The following is a 16,855-nucleotide window of genomic DNA, read 5'->3' on the forward strand; positions in this document are numbered from 1 at the left end:
AAAAGTTCTGATTTGTTGATACTCAAAGATACAATGTTTTTTAATGTTGAATTAAATCAAATAGTATCGAAATTTTTGTTTTTGAAAAAGCCATTCAAAGTACTAAACATGTAAAATAGCCCTGATGGAAATGAAAATCCTTTGTTTTTCTGATTTTTTCAGAAAATAAAGATTGTAATGTACAGCGGGAGGGATGTTTATTATGGATTGAAGTCTTTCTGCTCCTAAAAATTATTAATATTGTAACAAAATCCACTTTTTGATTACTAACGTATATATGAGTGACAATCTAGAACAGTCTTTTGTTAAGCAATTGCAGGAAAATCAGAATATAATCCACAAGATTTGTAGGTTGTATACTAATGGCGATGATGCACATAAGGATTTGTTTCAGGAAATCACGATTCAGTTATGGAAAGCTTTTCCAAAATTTAGAGGGGACAGCAAGTTTTCTACATGGGCCTATCGTGTGGCATTGAACACGGCAATCACTTTATATAGAAAAAGTAAGCGCTCAATTGCAACCATTGAGTTCGAGGGACGTCAGCATTTCTTGAATGATGTGGAATATAATTATGAGGAAGAAGAACAGCTTAAGCTTATGTACAAAGCTGTTTACCAATTGAATGATATTGAAAAAGCGTTGATTTTTATGTATCTTGAAGACAAAGATTATCAGGAAATAGCCGAAACATTAGGAATTAGCGAAGTGAATGCGAGGGTAAAAATGAATAGAATAAAAGGAAAATTAAAAAAAATATTAAATCCATTAGGAATATGAAAGAGCTGGATTTATTGAAAAAAGACTGGCAAAAGAACACGGATTCTTTTGAACAAGTATCGGAAATTGAGATTTACAAAATGATACATAAAAAATCATCTTCGATTGTGAAGTGGATTTTGATTATTAGTATTTTGGAGGTTTTATTATGGACTGCGTTAAGCTTGTTTTTTAATTCAGATGACTATTTGAAGCAGTTGCATCATGAAGAGTTGATATCCTATTTGAAATTATTAACGTATTTTAATTATGGCGTAATATTGACCTTTATTTATTTGTTCTATAAAAACTATGTTAGAATTTCAACAACTGCCTCTACTAAGCAGTTAATGCAGGATATATTGAAAACACGTAAAACGGTTCAGTTTTATGTTTGGTACAATCTTGGAATGATTGTTTTGAGTTTTATTATAGGCTTCATAATTGCATTTAGTTACAGTCCGGAAATAGGTTCTTTGAGAGAGAAAATCTTTAATGACACTAAGGTAATGGCAATCATATTTGGCGTTTTATTCTTGACTATTGCTGTATTTTTTGGCGCATTTTGGCTATTTTACAGAGTTTTATATGGAATCTTACTTCGTAGATTGTATGCGAATTATAAAGAATTAAAAAAGATAGATTTGTAGTTTTACAAAAAAAAAGAGTTCACTAATGAACTCTTTTTTTTTAATATTCCCAACGACGCAGTTTATTTAGCTTTTCCTGTTCTTCTATTTCCTCACAAGGAATTACTTTTAGGAAAGATGCATGTTGCTCGATAGCATATTCTACTTTTTCAACAATTTCCTCAATAGTGTCATTATCATAATCAATCTCTAAAGGTTCTTTGATGATAAACGACTGCAGAATACCTTTCTTTTTCATTCTCAGTCCTTTTTTATCAAAAGAACGGCGGAAACCGTCTATAACAATAGGCACAACAATGGGTCTGTGTTGTTTGATGATATGAGCGGTTCCTTTTCGTACCGGTTTAAAAGACTTAGTGGTTCCCTGCGGAAATGTAATTACCCAGCCATCTTTGAGCGCTATTTTAATATTTTCAGTATCATCTGGGTTAATATTCTTCTTCTCTTGCACATCAACTCCTTTTGCTCGCCAAGTTCGTTCTACTGAAATTGCTCCCGCATAAGCCATAATTCGTGGCAATAAACCCGCTTGCATCGTTTCTTTGGCTGCAACGTAATAAATATTTAATTTAGGCTGCCACATATAACAAACATTTTTGATGGTATCATCGCGCCCGTTCAGACTAGCATTAAAAACATGGAACATGGCTACGACATCGGCAAAATAAGTTTGGTGATTGGATATAAAAAGGACATTTGTATCAGGCAAATTTCGTATAATCTCGGACCCTTCGATCTGTAATTCATTAAATCCTCTATAACGTCGATGGGTAATAACTCCAAAAACACGAATTAAGAATTTTTTTATAAATAATATATGACCAAAAGGATTTCTCTTAAACAATCCCATAAATTTGTGTGTTTTTCTGTGAATTATGTTTGCAATAATACGAATTTTATTTTTGTACTTCCTTTCCAATTTTTCATCTAAAAAAAAGTATCACCAGGAATTGAAAACATCTTTTAAAACATCTTTCAACTCACTCAGCATCATCGCTGTAGCTCCCCACACAATATGTTCCTCGATTTTAAACGCAGGAACACTAATATCATTTGCGTATGAAGTAGTCAGATTAGTATCAGTAATAATAGCATCACTCAAAAAAACCGTTAAAGGCAATTCAATGATGTTTGCAACTTCTTTAGGATCCGGGACGAAAACAATTTCCTCTTTACAAATTCCTAAAAAAGGATGTACCATAAAATCACTGGGAGGAATATACATTGGTGTAAAAGTCTTGATAATTTCCATTATATTGGGGTGAATCCCAACTTCTTCATGGGTTTCACGCAGTGCAGTATTTTCGAAAATTTCGTCTTGAACTTCATATTTTCCTCCAGGAAAAGCAATTTGAGCAGAATGTACTCCCTTGTAAGAATTTCGGACAATAAGTACCAAATGCGTTATTCCATTTTTAGGATAAAACAACATCATAACGGCTGCAATTTTTGGCTTTTTTATTCCAATATCAAAATTTTTTAAACTTTCAATTCTCTCTAGAGGAGCCATTTTGATATGCGAAACTTCAGCAGGAAGCTCTGCTGTCATTAATTTAGGAACATATTCTAAAAATTCTTGAAAATCCATAATCAAAGTCTATTTTTGCATCATAAAAAGATAATATAAATATAGTTTAGAAAATAACGTGATGCAAATTTTCTAAATTAAAAGCCATTAAAATGTATAGTAAAGAAGAAACTCAAAAATTAAAGCGAGAATTCTGGGTGACATTCGCAGATAAATATCCCAGAAAATGGGTGCTTTATGATACAAAAATAAAAGATTTCTCTTTTAAATTTTATGTAGATAATAAAAAGGCGCTAGTTTTAATTGATATTGAGCATCGAAGTGATGACAAACGAATTGCTTATTTCGAGAAAATAGAAGCACTAAAAAATATACTGGAAGAAGAATTCATCAAAGATTTAGTATTTGAAAAAGAATTCATTCTTGAAAATGGTAAAACAATTAGCCGAATTTGGGTTGAAAAATTAGAAGTCAGCGTTAGTAATCGAAAATACTGGGATGAAATCTTTGATTTTTACAACGAGAAAATGAATTCTTTAGAGTTGTTTTATAAAGAGTACGACGATTTTATAAAAGACATCGACTAATTCTTTTTTTGGATTGTTATTAAATAAAAAAAGTCACTACGAGTGACTTTTTTTATTTTTACATGTTGAAAATATTATAAACGATAATTCTATTTTCATAATTGACATACAATTGTTTCCTGTTATCCTGCTTCTTTCTCGTAATAATTGAAAGTGTGCAATCCTCTCCATTATTATCTTTACAAGTAAATGAATAAACGATATCGGTATCATTTTCTTCTGTTGGTTGATAATCAATAATTTCAAACAATTGAATGGCTTGAGAATATATAACGATTCTATCTTTATTAGTATCTAATGATACTAAGATATTGACCAACCCTAAATCAGACCATTTTCCCCACTTGCCTTTTTCGTTTTTTTCTAAAACACTAAAACCTGATGTTTTGAATTTATAATTCTGACTGTAAGACTGTTGTGATCCTAAACCCAAAAAAAACAATATAATAAATAATTTTGTTTTAGTCATTGTGTATTAATTAAAAGTCGAATTTAGTTACTTCTTTTCTGGCATTTTCAAAATCAGTTATTATTTCAAAAAGTATGTCGGCAGCTGGTATAATTTCATGAATTAATCCCGCAACCTGGCCTACTTCTAATTCTCCTTCGATTAAATCACCTTCAAACATACCTCTTTTTGCTCTTGCTCTTCCTAAAAACTGAGACAACTCCTCTGTTGTTGGACATTTCGCATACAATTGCTGAAGATCATCGTAAAACTTGTTTTTAATCAATCGAACAGGAGCCAATTCTTTTAAAGTTAATTGCGTGTCGCCTTCTTTCACCTTTATAATCGTATTCTTAAAATTTTCATGTGCTGAAGATTCTACCGAAGCTGCAAACCTACTCCCTACCTGAACGCCATCAGCGCCTAAAACCATTGCCGCTAACATTCCACGACCAGTGGCAATACCTCCGGCAGCTATCAAAGGAATTTTTATATGTTCTTTTACCATTGGAATCAATGTAAAAGTGGTCGTTTCGTCTCTTCCGTTGTGCCCTCCAGCTTCAAATCCTTCAGCAACTACGGCATCAACACCTGCCGCCTCAGCTTTTAAAGCAAAAACAGAACTACTAACCACATGTACAACTGTTATGCCATTTTCTTTCAAAAAAGAAGTCCAAGTTTTTGGGTTTCCAGCCGACGTAAAAACTATTTTCACTCCTTCATCGACTATAATTTTCATTATTTCTTCGACATTGGGATATAGCATTGGGACATTAACACCAAAAGGTTTTGTAGTGGCTTTTTTGCATTTTTGAATGTGTTCCCGCAAAACTTCGGGATACATAGAACCTGCACCTATTATGCCTAAACCACCCGCATTACTTACTGCACTCGCTAATTTATAACCGCTGTTCCAAATCATTCCGGCTTGGATAACAGGGTATTTAATTTTGAAGAGCTCTGTAATTCTATTCATTTGTTTTACTGTAGGTTATTGCTTTATTATTTTTCCGGTTTTAGAAAAAAGTCCAGATTCTAATTTATAAACATAGGTTCCTTTTTCAAGGGATTCCAAAGAAACATTTGATGTTTCTGTTGTTATATCACTATTTAATATTTTTTGTCCTAAAGCAGTATAAATGAAAAACGACCCTTTATCATGGCCTTCTGGCAGAGAAATGGATATGGAGTCATTTACTGGATTTGGATACAATATAAAATCATTTTTTGAAAAAGCATTTATAGAAAGTGTATACGCTGTGCCAAAATTTGGAATACCAAATCCATATTGATTATTAGGAGTCGCGAATCTATCACCTGATTTTATGATTAAATCTCTGATTTCCTTATTTGTTTTAAGTGGAAATGCCTGCCACAAACAAGCGACCATCCCTGCCATAATTGGACTAGAAAATGAAGTCCCGTTTGCTGTTACAACATTACCTAACGCATCAGCTACAACATCTGATTGTCCTTGAGCCATAACATCCGGTTTTATACGATTATCACTCGTCGGCCCAATCGAACTAAATGAAGCCTGTGCTTTTGCAGAATTTACAGCTCCTACCGCAATCACCGAAACTGCATCAGCAGGTACTGAAATATGTGGCTCTGATGTATTCCCTGAATTACCGGCTGCCGTTACGATAATCATCCCTCGGCTAAACGCTATTTCAGCTCCTCTTGACATATAAGTAGTAGTTCCATTCATTTCACTATATTTATGGCTATACGCGGTATTATCATATTCAAAATAACCTAAAGAGGTATTTATGATATCTACGCCCAAACTGTCTGATTTTTCTGCAGCTTCCACCCAAAGTGATTCTTCCACAGGATTTTCGGTGGGATCATCTTCTGTAATGAATAAATAGTATAGAGCATCTGGTGCTGTTCCTACCAATGCATTTTCTTTATAACCGCCCATGGCTGAAAGAACGGATGTTCCGTGTGAAACTCCGGTGTAAAAATCAGGATTTCTCAATACAAAATTGTAGCCTCCCAAAATTTGATTATTATCTCTCAATCTTTGAAAAGGTTGTGTGGTATTAACACCCGGAAAACCAGCATCTAGAACTGCTATTATCTTACCTGAACCCGTATAATTTTGTTGGTGCAATTGATGTCCATTCAACATCTGAATTTGATTAGCCGAGCTTCCGTAAGCATAATCAATTTTAGTTTTGGTAATCTTATCAGCGTTTCTAATTTTTTTTACCTTCGCAATATTCCCAACGATATTCAGCGATTTATCCGCAAAATCGATTTTATTGACAAAAGAAAATGTTTTTACTGAATTTATTACTGCTTGTGTGCCACGAACATGAATTGCATTTAACCATTTTGATTTGGCTAAAACAGAAATACCAGCGACGTTTTTTACTTGGTTTATATAAGATTGCTCGATAGGAATATCTTTAGAATCTAATGGTATCTTTTGATTACTTCTTCTGTCCAACGCCCTTTGCGACAGCATTTTTAATGGGGAATCAAAGTACATTTGAGTATTTGATTTTGCATTAAAGTAAACCCAAGCATCTTGTACTTGCGAAAAAACAGTTGCTGTAGTGAATATCAAAAGAAACACATAGAATTTTCTCATAGTTAAAATATTAATGTTAAAAAGGAAACTTTATTTATTTCTATAGAACTCTACTATTTAAAATTCATGATATCATTTTACTTCTAAAAAGCTAGATGATTTATAAACCTTCAAAAATAAAGTACTAAACTAAGAAATAACTCCGGAACCAACTAATTCATCACCTAAATACCAAGCAACAAATTGTCCTTCAGTTATAGCGGACTGTGGCTCTTCAAATGAAACATACATTCCGTTTTCAAACTGATGCAGAGTTGCTTTTTGCAAAGGTTGTCTATACCGAATTCTTGCCAATACATCCATTGTTTTGCCATTGGCTAAAGCCAAATCCGTTCGGATCCAATGTACTTCGGATTTTTCAACAAACAATGCTTTTTTAAACAATCCGGGATGCTGACTGCTTAATCCGGTATAAATAGTATTCGTGGCAACATTTGTGGAAATTATAAACAAAGGATCTGTTGTTCCTCCTACATTCAATCCTTTGCGTTGACCTGTTGTAAAATAATGAGCCCCTTGATGGTTTCCTACTACTTTTCCCATTTCAGGAATGTAGTCAATCTTTTTTGCCTCAAGCACTAATCCATCTTCAACAGACAATAATTTAGGCGCATCTATATTGTAAACAGGATTATTTTTATCGATTTGAATAATTAATCCTTCTTTAGGTTGTAATTTTTGTTGCAAAAATTCAGGTAAACGTACTTTCCCTATGAAACATAATCCTTGCGAATCTTTCTTTTCGGCAGTAACCAAATCCATTTGAGCCGCAATTTCACGAACTTCTGGCTTTGTTAATTCACCAATTGGAAATAACGATTTTGCCAATTGCTCTTGTGACAATTGACAAAGAAAATAAGACTGATCTTTATTATTATCTGCTCCGGCTAACAATTGATAAACGGGTTCACCGTCAACTTCAATTTCACTTTTTTTACAATAATGACCTGTTGCCACATAGTCCGCGCCAAGACTCATTGCAATTTTCATAAAAACGTCAAATTTTATTTCACGATTACAAAGTACATCTGGATTTGGAGTTCGTCCTTTTTCGTACTCTCTGAACATATAATCAACAATTTTCTCTTGGTATTGTTCGCTTAAATCTACCGTTTGAAAAGGAATTCCTAATTTTTCGGCTACTAAAAGTGCATCATTACTATCCTCAAGCCATGGACATTCATTAGAAATAGTCACTGAATCATCATGCCAATTTTTCATAAAAAGACCTATAACCTCATATCCTTGTTGTTGCAACAAATAAGCGGCAACACTTGAATCTACACCCCCTGAAAGTCCTACAACAACACGCTTCATCTTCAAAAAATTAAAATTTTATAAGGGTGCAAAGTTACGAAAGATTTATTAAGTCTTAAGTTAATTGTTTTTGGATTTTGTTGCATTTTCAGGGTTGCTCATATTGACAGTTTTGACTGGTTTTCCCTTTTCGAAAAACTGCCAAACACCTGATTTTTTACCATTTAAAAATTGACCTTTCGAAACAACATTTCCATCGGTATCTTTGAAAAATGCCAATCCATTGTACTCGTTGTTCTTAAAAATAGACTCTTCAAGCACAATTCCATTCTCAGTATATTTTTTATAAACCCCTTCTTTCAAGTTGTTTTTGTAATTAATTAGCTCCGCAATTTTGCCATTACTATAATATACGGTTCGCAAACCTTCCAGCTTTCCTTGCTTATAATTTTCAGTTGCCATAATGTTTTTTGAAGCCAGATGGTAATACTTCCATGGTCCGTCAAATAATTTATTTACCACTTTACCCTCACTCACTTTATTTTTAGACTGATCATAAAATATGGTATAAGCAGAATTATCTTTGGCATTGAATTCCCTAGTGGCAATTATGGATTTTGCCTTGGTATCATCATAAAAATTGAAAACTCCAATTTCTTTTCCATGAACAAAAGTCCCTTCATATCTTGGTCTTTTTGATTCTTCGTAAAACCCTTTCCATAGTCCATGTTTTTTTCCTTTTTCATCTAGTTTATTGAAATCTGTTTGGGAAAATATACTTTGACAAAAGCATAGGAGTATAATAACTTTAAAAAAACTAAACTTAATATTTTTCATTATATCTTTTAATTTAGGAGCATTTAGTAAGAACAACTTTATTGCCTTTTTATTTCAACAAATTTACATTTTATATTAGAAGTGACCCTTTTATTCTTTTTAGATTTACAAAACATAATTTGATTGATTTAAATTCTAAAATTCAATACCAAAATCTTCCATTTATACTTTTGAACTCAAGCATTCTTACAGTTGCAAAACAGCCTTTAGAATCAAAAAAGCCTATAATATCATAATAAACCAAATGTCATCAATGATAATCAAAAAGTGATTTTATCAATTGTTCAATTTAATAGATAGCTAATAGCATACCATATTTCACTAAAACAACCTATATCGCTAATATTAAGCCCCTTACATGGTTATTTTCAAATTAAACAATAATAAAAAAAAACATAAATTTTTAATTTGTTTTATCTTTTAACAAAAATATTAAACATTTAATAAAAACAAATATTTAATTTAGCGTAAACAATTAAAAATCAACACTATGAAAAATTCATTAAAAATTAAATGTTTAGCCTTGCTAACATTTTTCGCAATCGTAGGAACATCATGTGATAATAACGATGATGACAATTCTGCACCCGTAGACAATACAATCACAGGAAAAGCAATTGCTACAACGAATTTAAGCATCTTGGTTCAGGCACTTGTCAAAGCAGATTTAGCCACAACCTTACAAGGTGCTGGTCCGTTTACCGTTTTCGCACCTACTAACGATGCCTTTACAGCCTTTCTTGCCACAACTCCTTATGCTACCATAAATGATGTGCCAAAAGAAGTCTTAACCCAAATTTTACTAAATCACGTTGTAACAGGTGCTGTGAAATCCAGCGATTTGTCAACTGGATATATAAAAACATTGGCAAAAGGTTCCGCTTCAGCAACCAATACGTTGAGTATGTTTGTAAACACTTCCGGAGGAGTAAAACTAAATGGAGTCGCAAAAGTAACAACTGCTGACATCATGGCTTCTAATGGCGTAATACACATCGTGGACAAAGTAATTGGCTTGCCTACCATTGTGACCCATGCAACTGCAAATCCAAATTTCACTTCTTTAGTTGGGGCTTTAACTGGAGCGGGGCAACCTAATTTTGTTTCCATTTTATCTGGACCTGGGCCTTTTACAGTATTTGCGCCTACTAATGACGCTTTTACAGCGTTAAATGCAGAACTAGCACCAGGAGGAATTGCAGGTGTTTCTGCTGCAAATTTGACAAAAGTTTTACAATATCACGTAGTTTCTGGAAATGTATTGGCCGCTAGTTTAACCGAAGGTCAAGTAGTTGCAACGCTTCAAACACCACAAACTTTTACTATTCAATTAACTGGCGGAGCAAAAATAAAGGATGCAAATAATAGAATATCAACGATAATTGCAACTGATGTACAATGCTCAAATGGAGTGATTCATGTTCTTAACAAAGTCCTGTTGCCTATTCTATAAGAAAAAATATGTCAAAAAAAAAGCTCCCTATTTTCAGGGAGCTTTTTAGCTTATAATCTACAAAGAATTACTTCTTTTTATCTTTTGCTTTTTGAGCTTCAGCTTGCTCCATAACTTCTTGAAGTTTTTGTTGGAACTTACCTTGTTTTTTTGGCTCTTTCAATTTGTTCTGTTGAATTTGCGCATGTATTCTATCGCTATCAACAATATAATTTTTAATAACAAACATGATTCCTATCGTAATCAAATTGGAAATAAAGTTATACAAACTCAATCCAGCACCATAGCTATTGAAGAAAATTAACATCATAATTGGCGAAATATAAATCATGTATTTCATCATTTTTGCCATATCCGGCATTCCTTCTTGTTGTGGAGCTGCCATTTGTTGGTCCCCGGAAGTCATTTTCATATAAAAGAAAATCGCTATTGCAGCCAATATTGGAAACAAACTGATATGATCTCCATACATAGGAACATGGAAAGGTAATTTTACAACTTGGTCAAAAGAAGATAAATCGTCTGCCCAAAGGAAGCTTTTTTGTCTTAACTCGAAAGCAGATGGAAAAAACTGAAATGAAGCATACATAAAAGGCAGCTGAATCAAGGCTGGAATACATCCTGCCATTGGGTTCACCCCAGCTTTATTGTACAATTTCATCGTTTCCTGTTGTTTCTTCATTGGGTCTTTTTTGAATTTTTCTCCCAATTCCGTAATTTCAGGTCGCAATACTTTCATTTTGGCCTGCGACAAAAATGATTTATAAGTAATAGGCGACATCGCAATTTTGATGATAATTGTAAAAATAATTATCGCAATGCCATAAGCAATGTAAGAACTTAAGAATCCGAATAATGGAATAAACACGAATTTGTTAATCCATCCGAAAATACCCCAACCTAAAGGAATAATTTTCTCTAAATTTTTATCGTATGCCTTTAAAGTCTTATAATCAGATGGTCCAAAATACCAGCTCATTTTATGATCTATCTCACCATTGGTAAATGCTAAAGGCACTTTTGCATTAAATTGTTTAATAAATGTAGTATCAACTTTTTCGTCAACAACTAATTTATTAGACTTCAATGTTGATTTTGCAAACGGAGTATCAGTCAATAAAATCGTACTGAAAAAATGCTGTTTGAATGCAATAAATTTTACATTTTCAGGTGTTTCTTCTTTGTCTTTTCCGTCTCCTACATTGTTAAATTTTTCATCGCCATATTCATAATTCAATAAAGTGTAACGATCTTCATAAGCGATACTTTTTTCCGTTCTAAAAGTTTTCAAATTCCACTCTAAATCCAATGGTTTAGCCGTATTCAAAACTTTATTTAATCCTTGTGAACGAATATCAAAACCAACCATAAAATCGTTTGGTTTCAAAATGTATTTGTATTCCAGAAATTCATTTGGACCTGCTTTCAATTTCATAGAAAGAATTTGATCCGCTCCTACTTTTGTAAGTGTTGGTTCAAAATACAAATCTTTGGTATTTAAAGTACGATTGTCACTTGTCAACAATTGAACATTTAAATCGGCATTGTTGTCCTTAATCAATTCAACTAATTGACCTGATCCTTTCTTAAATTTTTCGAAATTTTTCAAAGTTGCTTCAACAATATACCCACCTTTATTTGCAATTTTTAATTTTACAAATTCATTTTCGATAGTAGTGTAAGCAGCCTTAGCGGAAGGAAGTGTAGCTGAATAAGCAAAATTTCCTAAGGATTTTTGCAATTGAGCCAGTTGCGTTGAATCTCCGGTGGCAGCAACTGCAACGGTAGCTGTTGCTACAGCTTTATCAGATAATTCTTTGGCTTTAGCCTCTTTGATTACTAATTCTTTTTGCGCTTTTTCTGCTGCAATAGCTTTTTCATCTGGTTTGTTTTGGTACATTATCCAAAGCAAAATTCCAAAAATCAATACAAAACCAATAATCGAATTGAGGTCTAATTTTTTTTCTTTCATTATTCTATTTAAAAAAGTTTAATCTATTAGTATAAAGTTTGATGAATTGTTTCAAAAAACAGGAACTATTTTTTCTTCGCCTGTACAGCTGCCGCAACAAAATTCACAAAAATAGGATGTGGATTCGCAACCGTACTTTTATATTCCGGGTGGTACTGTACCCCAATAAAAAACGGATGGTTTTCTATTTCTATAATCTCTACCAATCCGGTATCAGGATTTACTCCAGAAGCAATCAATCCTGCATTTTGTAATTGTGCAACATAGTTACTATTGTACTCATAACGGTGACGGTGACGTTCTGAAATAGTTTCTTTTCCGTATATTTTATAAGCCAATGAATCTTTTTTGATATCACATTTCCATGCACCAAGACGCATTGTACCTCCTTTATCAGTAACTGTTTTTTGCTCTTCCATAAGGTTGACCACCGGATGAGCAGTGTGCTCATTCATTTCGGTTGAATTAGCATCAGCATAACCAAGAATATTTCTTGAATATTCTATGATTGCCATTTGCATTCCCAAACAAATTCCGAAAAATGGTACTTTATTTTCACGAGCATATTGCACTGCAGCAATTTTTCCTTCAATTCCTCTTTCTCCAAAACCTGGTGCAACCAGAATTCCGTCTAAACCAGAAAATTTGTCGTGAATGTTAGTTGCATCAATATGTTCAGAATGGATCGAAATCACATTTACCTTAGTTTCATTTGTAGCTCCTGCATGAATAAATGCTTCCAAAATAGATTTATAGCAATCCTGCATTTCTACATATTTCCCAACCAAACCGATATTTACGGTATGCTTTGGATTTTTTAATCGGCGTAAAAAAGTATTCCAGTTTTTTAAATCCGGAGCAGCTTTCTTAGGCAAATCTAATTTTTTCAACGCAACAACATCAAGTCCCTCTTCCAACATTAAATTAGGCACTTCATAAATCGTTGAAGCATCTATAGATTGTATAACGGCTTCTCTTTTTACATTACAAAACAGAGCCAATTTATTACGTAATTCTTCTGAAATTTCATGTTCTGTTCTACAAACCAGAATATCAGCTTTGATACCACTTTCCATCAACGTTTTTACCGAATGCTGCGTCGGTTTTGTTTTCAATTCACCTGCTGCAGCCAAATAAGGCACCAAAGTAAGGTGAATTACAATACCATTATGCTCTCCTAATTCCCAAACTAACTGACGAACGGATTCGATATAAGGTAAGGATTCAATATCCCCTACAGTTCCTCCGATTTCAGTGATGACAATATCATAATCGCCGGAATTTCCCAGCAATTGCATTCTATCTTTAATTTCATTGGTAATATGAGGTACAACTTGTACCGTTTTACCAAGAAATTCTCCTCTTCTTTCTTTTTCTATAACCGAAAGATAGATTCTTCCAGTAGTAACATTATTGGCTTGAGAGGTAGGAACATTCAAGAAACGCTCGTAGTGTCCTAGATCTAAATCAGTTTCTGCCCCATCATCAGTTACGTAACATTCTCCATGTTCATATGGATTTAAAGTACCTGGATCGACATTAATATACGGGTCAAACTTTTGGATAGTTGTACGATAGCCTCTTGCTTGTAACAATTTTGCCAAAGATGCCGCAATAATTCCTTTTCCTAAAGAAGAAGTCACACCACCTGTAACAAAAATATATTTCGTTTGATTCATTCTGTTGTTATTGTTGTTGTTTGTATTGTAGTTATGTAAAAAACTTGGCAAAAGTACAAATTTAATTAGACAATTTGCCAATTAGACAATGAGAAAATAAAGCAAGGATAAAATTAAATTATTCAATCAATTAAAGGATAAAAACAACAAATTAGCGGAGTAGACAATTAAAAAAAGATAAAAATCTAATTAACATAAATTATCTAATTTTCTAATTGACGAATTTCTAAATTATGGTTTTGGGTACCGTTTTTTTATATTTCTAATTAACTCTTCAAGACCATTGAGTTTTAATTCGTAAATCAGTTGCAACTGCTCGCCTAACTCCCCTTTTGGGAATCCCTTGTTACTATACCAAACAACATAATATTCAGGCAAATCGATAAGAAACTTGCCTTCATATTTACCAAAAGGCATTTTAGTATGAGCTAGTTTAATTAGCTTTTTTTGGTTTTGATCCATTTTATTTTAATAAAAAAGCAAGAGACAGCAACAAGAAGTAAATACGCTTTCTTGTTGCTGTCTCTTGCTTCTAAACACTATTTATTTCCAGTTAAAAGTAATTCTCTTCTCTATTTCTGTATTCAAACTCATAAAAACAGGACAGGTCATTGCGGTTCTCTCCAGAATAGTTATGTCTTTTTGATCATTTGTTCCTTCCATTTCAAACGTAATTTCTATAACACCTATTCTTCTTGGTTCGGCATTCATTATTTTTGTTACGGCAGCGGTAGATCCTTTTAAATCTACATTCATATCACGAGCTTTTATTCCCATAACGGTCATCATACAACTTGCTAAAGCATTTGCAACTGTATCCGTTGGAGAGAAAGCTTCCCCTTTTCCATTATTATCTAAAGGTGCATCCGATATGATTTCATTTCCAGATTGCACATGTATTGATGACGTTCTTAAATCGCCTAAGTAAGTTACTTTTGATGTCATAATTTTATTATTATTTATTCTACTGTCCGACTAATTACTGAATATTTTTAATTTGCTTCTTTTATGGTCAAATCAGTGTCGTAGTACAAGATATAAACTCCTTTATTCGTGTAACCTCCGTCTGGTTTTTTATAATATTCAAATTTATTATCTACTTGCTCCGTTGCCATAGCATCAGCCGTTTCCTGATATGTCTTGCCTTGCGATAGTCGCATCATGGTATCAAAAGTAATATCAAAACCACGAGTCGCAAAAATATTCGGGGAAATTTTATTTATTTTTTTGAAGCTTTTTTCAAATTGCAACGCTCCTGCTGATTCATTATCACGAGTCATGGATGGATACATCATTTTTAATTTTGTCAGATTCACGAAATTTATTTCATCCGTATCTAATGTTTCATTTGGCTCTAAAATAACTAATTGCACCTTATATGTAGCCATAGAACTCATCATAGTCGCAATAGTTGCTTTTATCATACTGGTATTTCCAGTTTCCATAACCACGTAATTTATTTTGTCTTTAACGAACAAACTCTTTAAATTTTCAGCTGACAAGCTTCCGTTTGAATTAAGAGTTGAGAATCGTACGTCTTTTTGATTTTCTTTGATATACTGTATAACCGATTCTTTTTTCTTATCGATTACCGCTATTACATTTCCACCCTTTGATCTCATATAATCAAACATTGCATTTTTAACAGCCAGAACCGTTGGAATTGTTTGGTATAAATTACTAAATGATTTTCCTACGTCTTTTGATAAAGGCGAAATTACAGGTACTTGATTTAAATTCAACAATTCTGCCGTTTTCTCTACATTACTTTGATAAAAAGGTCCAATTATCGCATTGGCATTTTCAAGATTATTTTCCTTGATTATAGAAGCTACGTTTGATGCATTTTTTGTTTCCTGAGAATCAAAAACACTAACGTCTATTGAAAGTCCAAGTTGTTTAGCCGAATCTATAGCTGACATTGCACCAGCATAAAAATCCAAAGTCATATTTAAAAACTTATCTTTTTTCAATCGTATAGCAGTCGAATTGATTGTATCTCCTTCAATAGCATTCATATTAAAAGGCATCAATAACACTATTTTTTTTCGGTCGTTATTCCCGCTTTTTTTAGACAAACTGCTGTATTCTTTTTTACTTTCCTGCGGCATTGAGACAGTAGACGGTATTTTCAGAGTCATTGCTTCGGTTACACCATAAGCCATAGTAGGATTTAAAGCAATCAATTCCTCCTGGCTCATCCCGAACATTTTTGATAAACTATAAAGCGTCTCTTTAGATTTTACTTCATAATTCCAATAATTTATTGGGGTGGTTACTTTTACCGCAGAAGGATTTACAGTTTCCTTTTTCGATTCAGTTACTGCAGCAGTTTTAACTGCTTTTGAAACATTTCCTTTAATAATCAATTTATATCCAATGGGTAAATTAGAAACAACCTCAGGATTTTTTTTCTCTAGCTCAGCAATGGTAATTCCGTATTTTTTAGCAATAGAATACTTCGTTTCCTTAGCTAGAACTTCATGATAGACTACTGCTTCTTTTTTTACAGTTGAAGGTTTTTCAGTTGCAATCGAAGCCTTCGTTGCTGCTTTTGAAGGAATAATTAGTGTTTGTCCTATTTGCAATCCTTCTTTTTCGAGAAAAGGATTCGCTTTTTTCAATGCCTCATCAGTAACTCCATATTTCTTCTCAATACCAAAGAGCGTTTCTTTAGCTATTACCAGATGGGTTTTGGCTTGTAAATTCGTTTTAACTGGGGCAGCTGTAGTTTTCTTTGTTGCACTTTTTGGAATCAACAAAATACTGTTTGGTTTTAAACCGCTTTGCGCATCGGGGTTTAATTGATATATATCATTTGGAGTGACATTATATTTTTGAGCAATCTGCGTGATTGTTTCTCCTTTTTCTACTTTATGTGTACTGTTTTTTTCTTGTGAGGAAACACTGAACGTAAAAAACAAACAAGCCATACAAACTGTAATAAAATACTTCATCATTTTTATTTATAAAAAATTATTCACTCATTAATAACAGAACGGTATCAAATTTTATTCCAAAATCTGATACCGTTTATATAAAGAATATTAAAAAATAATTACTCTTAAAGAATAGGAACTAT

At 33.0% G+C, this 16,855-nt stretch carries 16 protein-coding genes; 4 read left to right on the forward strand and 12 right to left on the reverse strand.

All coding sequences use genetic code 11. From position 1 onward, the window contains the following. Positions 1–277 precede the first annotated feature (277 nt). Together BUC23_RS05290 and BUC23_RS05295 are read left to right on the forward strand one after the other, a co-directional pair. On the forward strand, positions 278–781 hold the full coding sequence (locus BUC23_RS05290) for an RNA polymerase sigma factor (protein ID WP_073206559.1): 504 nt from the start codon (positions 278–280) through the stop codon (positions 779–781). Continuing rightward, positions 778–1,410 (forward strand): hypothetical protein, encoded by a 633-nt coding sequence (locus tag BUC23_RS05295; RefSeq protein WP_073206562.1) that lies wholly within the window; start codon positions 778–780, stop codon positions 1,408–1,410. The genes BUC23_RS05290 and BUC23_RS05295 overlap by 4 nt, the downstream gene beginning before the upstream one ends. Before the next feature lie 40 nt (positions 1,411–1,450). Here BUC23_RS05295 and BUC23_RS05300 read toward each other — a convergent pair whose 3' ends face one another. Together BUC23_RS05300 and BUC23_RS05305 are read right to left on the reverse strand one after the other, a co-directional pair. Next, positions 1,451–2,260, reverse strand: coding sequence for a lysophospholipid acyltransferase family protein (locus tag BUC23_RS05300; RefSeq protein WP_073206811.1), 810 nt, complete (start codon positions 2,258–2,260; stop codon positions 1,451–1,453). Between the two features lie 90 nt (positions 2,261–2,350). Then, entirely contained in the window at positions 2,351–2,998 is a 648-nt protein-coding gene (locus BUC23_RS05305; RefSeq protein WP_073206565.1) for an NUDIX hydrolase, read from the reverse strand. 92 nt (positions 2,999–3,090) lie between these two features. On the opposite strand from BUC23_RS05305, the gene BUC23_RS05310 reads away from it, so the two are divergent. Further along, entirely contained in the window at positions 3,091–3,525 is a 435-nt protein-coding gene (locus BUC23_RS05310; protein ID WP_073206568.1) for a DUF4268 domain-containing protein, read from the forward strand. A gap of 58 nt (positions 3,526–3,583) precedes the next feature. Here the strand turns inward: BUC23_RS05310 and BUC23_RS05315 are convergent, their stop codons facing one another. The 5 genes from BUC23_RS05315 to BUC23_RS05335 form a co-directional block, all read right to left on the reverse strand. After that, entirely contained in the window at positions 3,584–3,994 is a 411-nt protein-coding gene (locus BUC23_RS05315) for a hypothetical protein (RefSeq protein WP_073206571.1), read from the reverse strand. A gap of 10 nt (positions 3,995–4,004) precedes the next feature. Further along, positions 4,005–4,949 (reverse strand): NAD(P)H-dependent flavin oxidoreductase, encoded by a 945-nt coding sequence (locus BUC23_RS05320; protein ID WP_073206574.1) that lies wholly within the window; start codon positions 4,947–4,949, stop codon positions 4,005–4,007. A gap of 15 nt (positions 4,950–4,964) precedes the next feature. Continuing rightward, complete coding sequence (locus BUC23_RS05325; protein ID WP_073206577.1) at positions 4,965–6,575, reverse strand: S8 family peptidase; 1,611 nt, start codon at positions 6,573–6,575, stop codon at positions 4,965–4,967. A gap of 129 nt (positions 6,576–6,704) precedes the next feature. Then, positions 6,705–7,892 (reverse strand): tRNA 2-thiouridine(34) synthase MnmA, encoded by a 1,188-nt coding sequence (gene mnmA, locus BUC23_RS05330; RefSeq protein ID WP_073206580.1) that lies wholly within the window; start codon positions 7,890–7,892, stop codon positions 6,705–6,707. A gap of 60 nt (positions 7,893–7,952) precedes the next feature. Beyond that, complete coding sequence (locus BUC23_RS05335; protein ID WP_073206814.1) at positions 7,953–8,669, reverse strand: toxin-antitoxin system YwqK family antitoxin; 717 nt, start codon at positions 8,667–8,669, stop codon at positions 7,953–7,955. Positions 8,670–9,159: 490 nt separating this feature from the next. Here BUC23_RS05335 and BUC23_RS05340 point away from each other — a divergent pair, with 490 nt between their 5' ends. Further along, positions 9,160–10,122: a fasciclin domain-containing protein gene (locus tag BUC23_RS05340; protein ID WP_073206583.1), complete on the forward strand. Its 963-nt coding sequence runs from the start codon at positions 9,160–9,162 to the stop codon at positions 10,120–10,122. 67 nt (positions 10,123–10,189) lie between these two features. On the opposite strand, the gene yidC is transcribed toward BUC23_RS05340, so the two are convergent. The 5 genes from yidC to BUC23_RS05365 form a co-directional block, all read right to left on the reverse strand. Then, complete coding sequence (gene yidC, locus BUC23_RS05345) at positions 10,190–12,094, reverse strand: membrane protein insertase YidC (protein ID WP_073206586.1); 1,905 nt, start codon at positions 12,092–12,094, stop codon at positions 10,190–10,192. Positions 12,095–12,159: 65 nt separating this feature from the next. Further along, complete coding sequence (locus BUC23_RS05350) at positions 12,160–13,773, reverse strand: CTP synthase (RefSeq protein WP_073206590.1); 1,614 nt, start codon at positions 13,771–13,773, stop codon at positions 12,160–12,162. A gap of 231 nt (positions 13,774–14,004) precedes the next feature. After that, positions 14,005–14,235, reverse strand: coding sequence for a DUF3820 family protein (locus BUC23_RS05355; RefSeq protein WP_073206594.1), 231 nt, complete (start codon positions 14,233–14,235; stop codon positions 14,005–14,007). Positions 14,236–14,316: 81 nt separating this feature from the next. Then, positions 14,317–14,718, reverse strand: a complete 402-nt coding sequence (locus BUC23_RS05360; RefSeq protein WP_073206598.1) for an OsmC family protein — start codon at positions 14,716–14,718, stop codon at positions 14,317–14,319. Positions 14,719–14,765: 47 nt separating this feature from the next. Continuing rightward, positions 14,766–16,733 (reverse strand): LysM peptidoglycan-binding domain-containing protein, encoded by a 1,968-nt coding sequence (locus tag BUC23_RS05365; RefSeq protein ID WP_244153771.1) that lies wholly within the window; start codon positions 16,731–16,733, stop codon positions 14,766–14,768. Between the last annotated feature and the right edge of the window lie 122 nt (positions 16,734–16,855).

The sequence above is a fragment of the Flavobacterium xinjiangense genome, from assembly GCF_900142885.1.
Classification (GTDB): domain Bacteria; phylum Bacteroidota; class Bacteroidia; order Flavobacteriales; family Flavobacteriaceae; genus Flavobacterium; species Flavobacterium xinjiangense.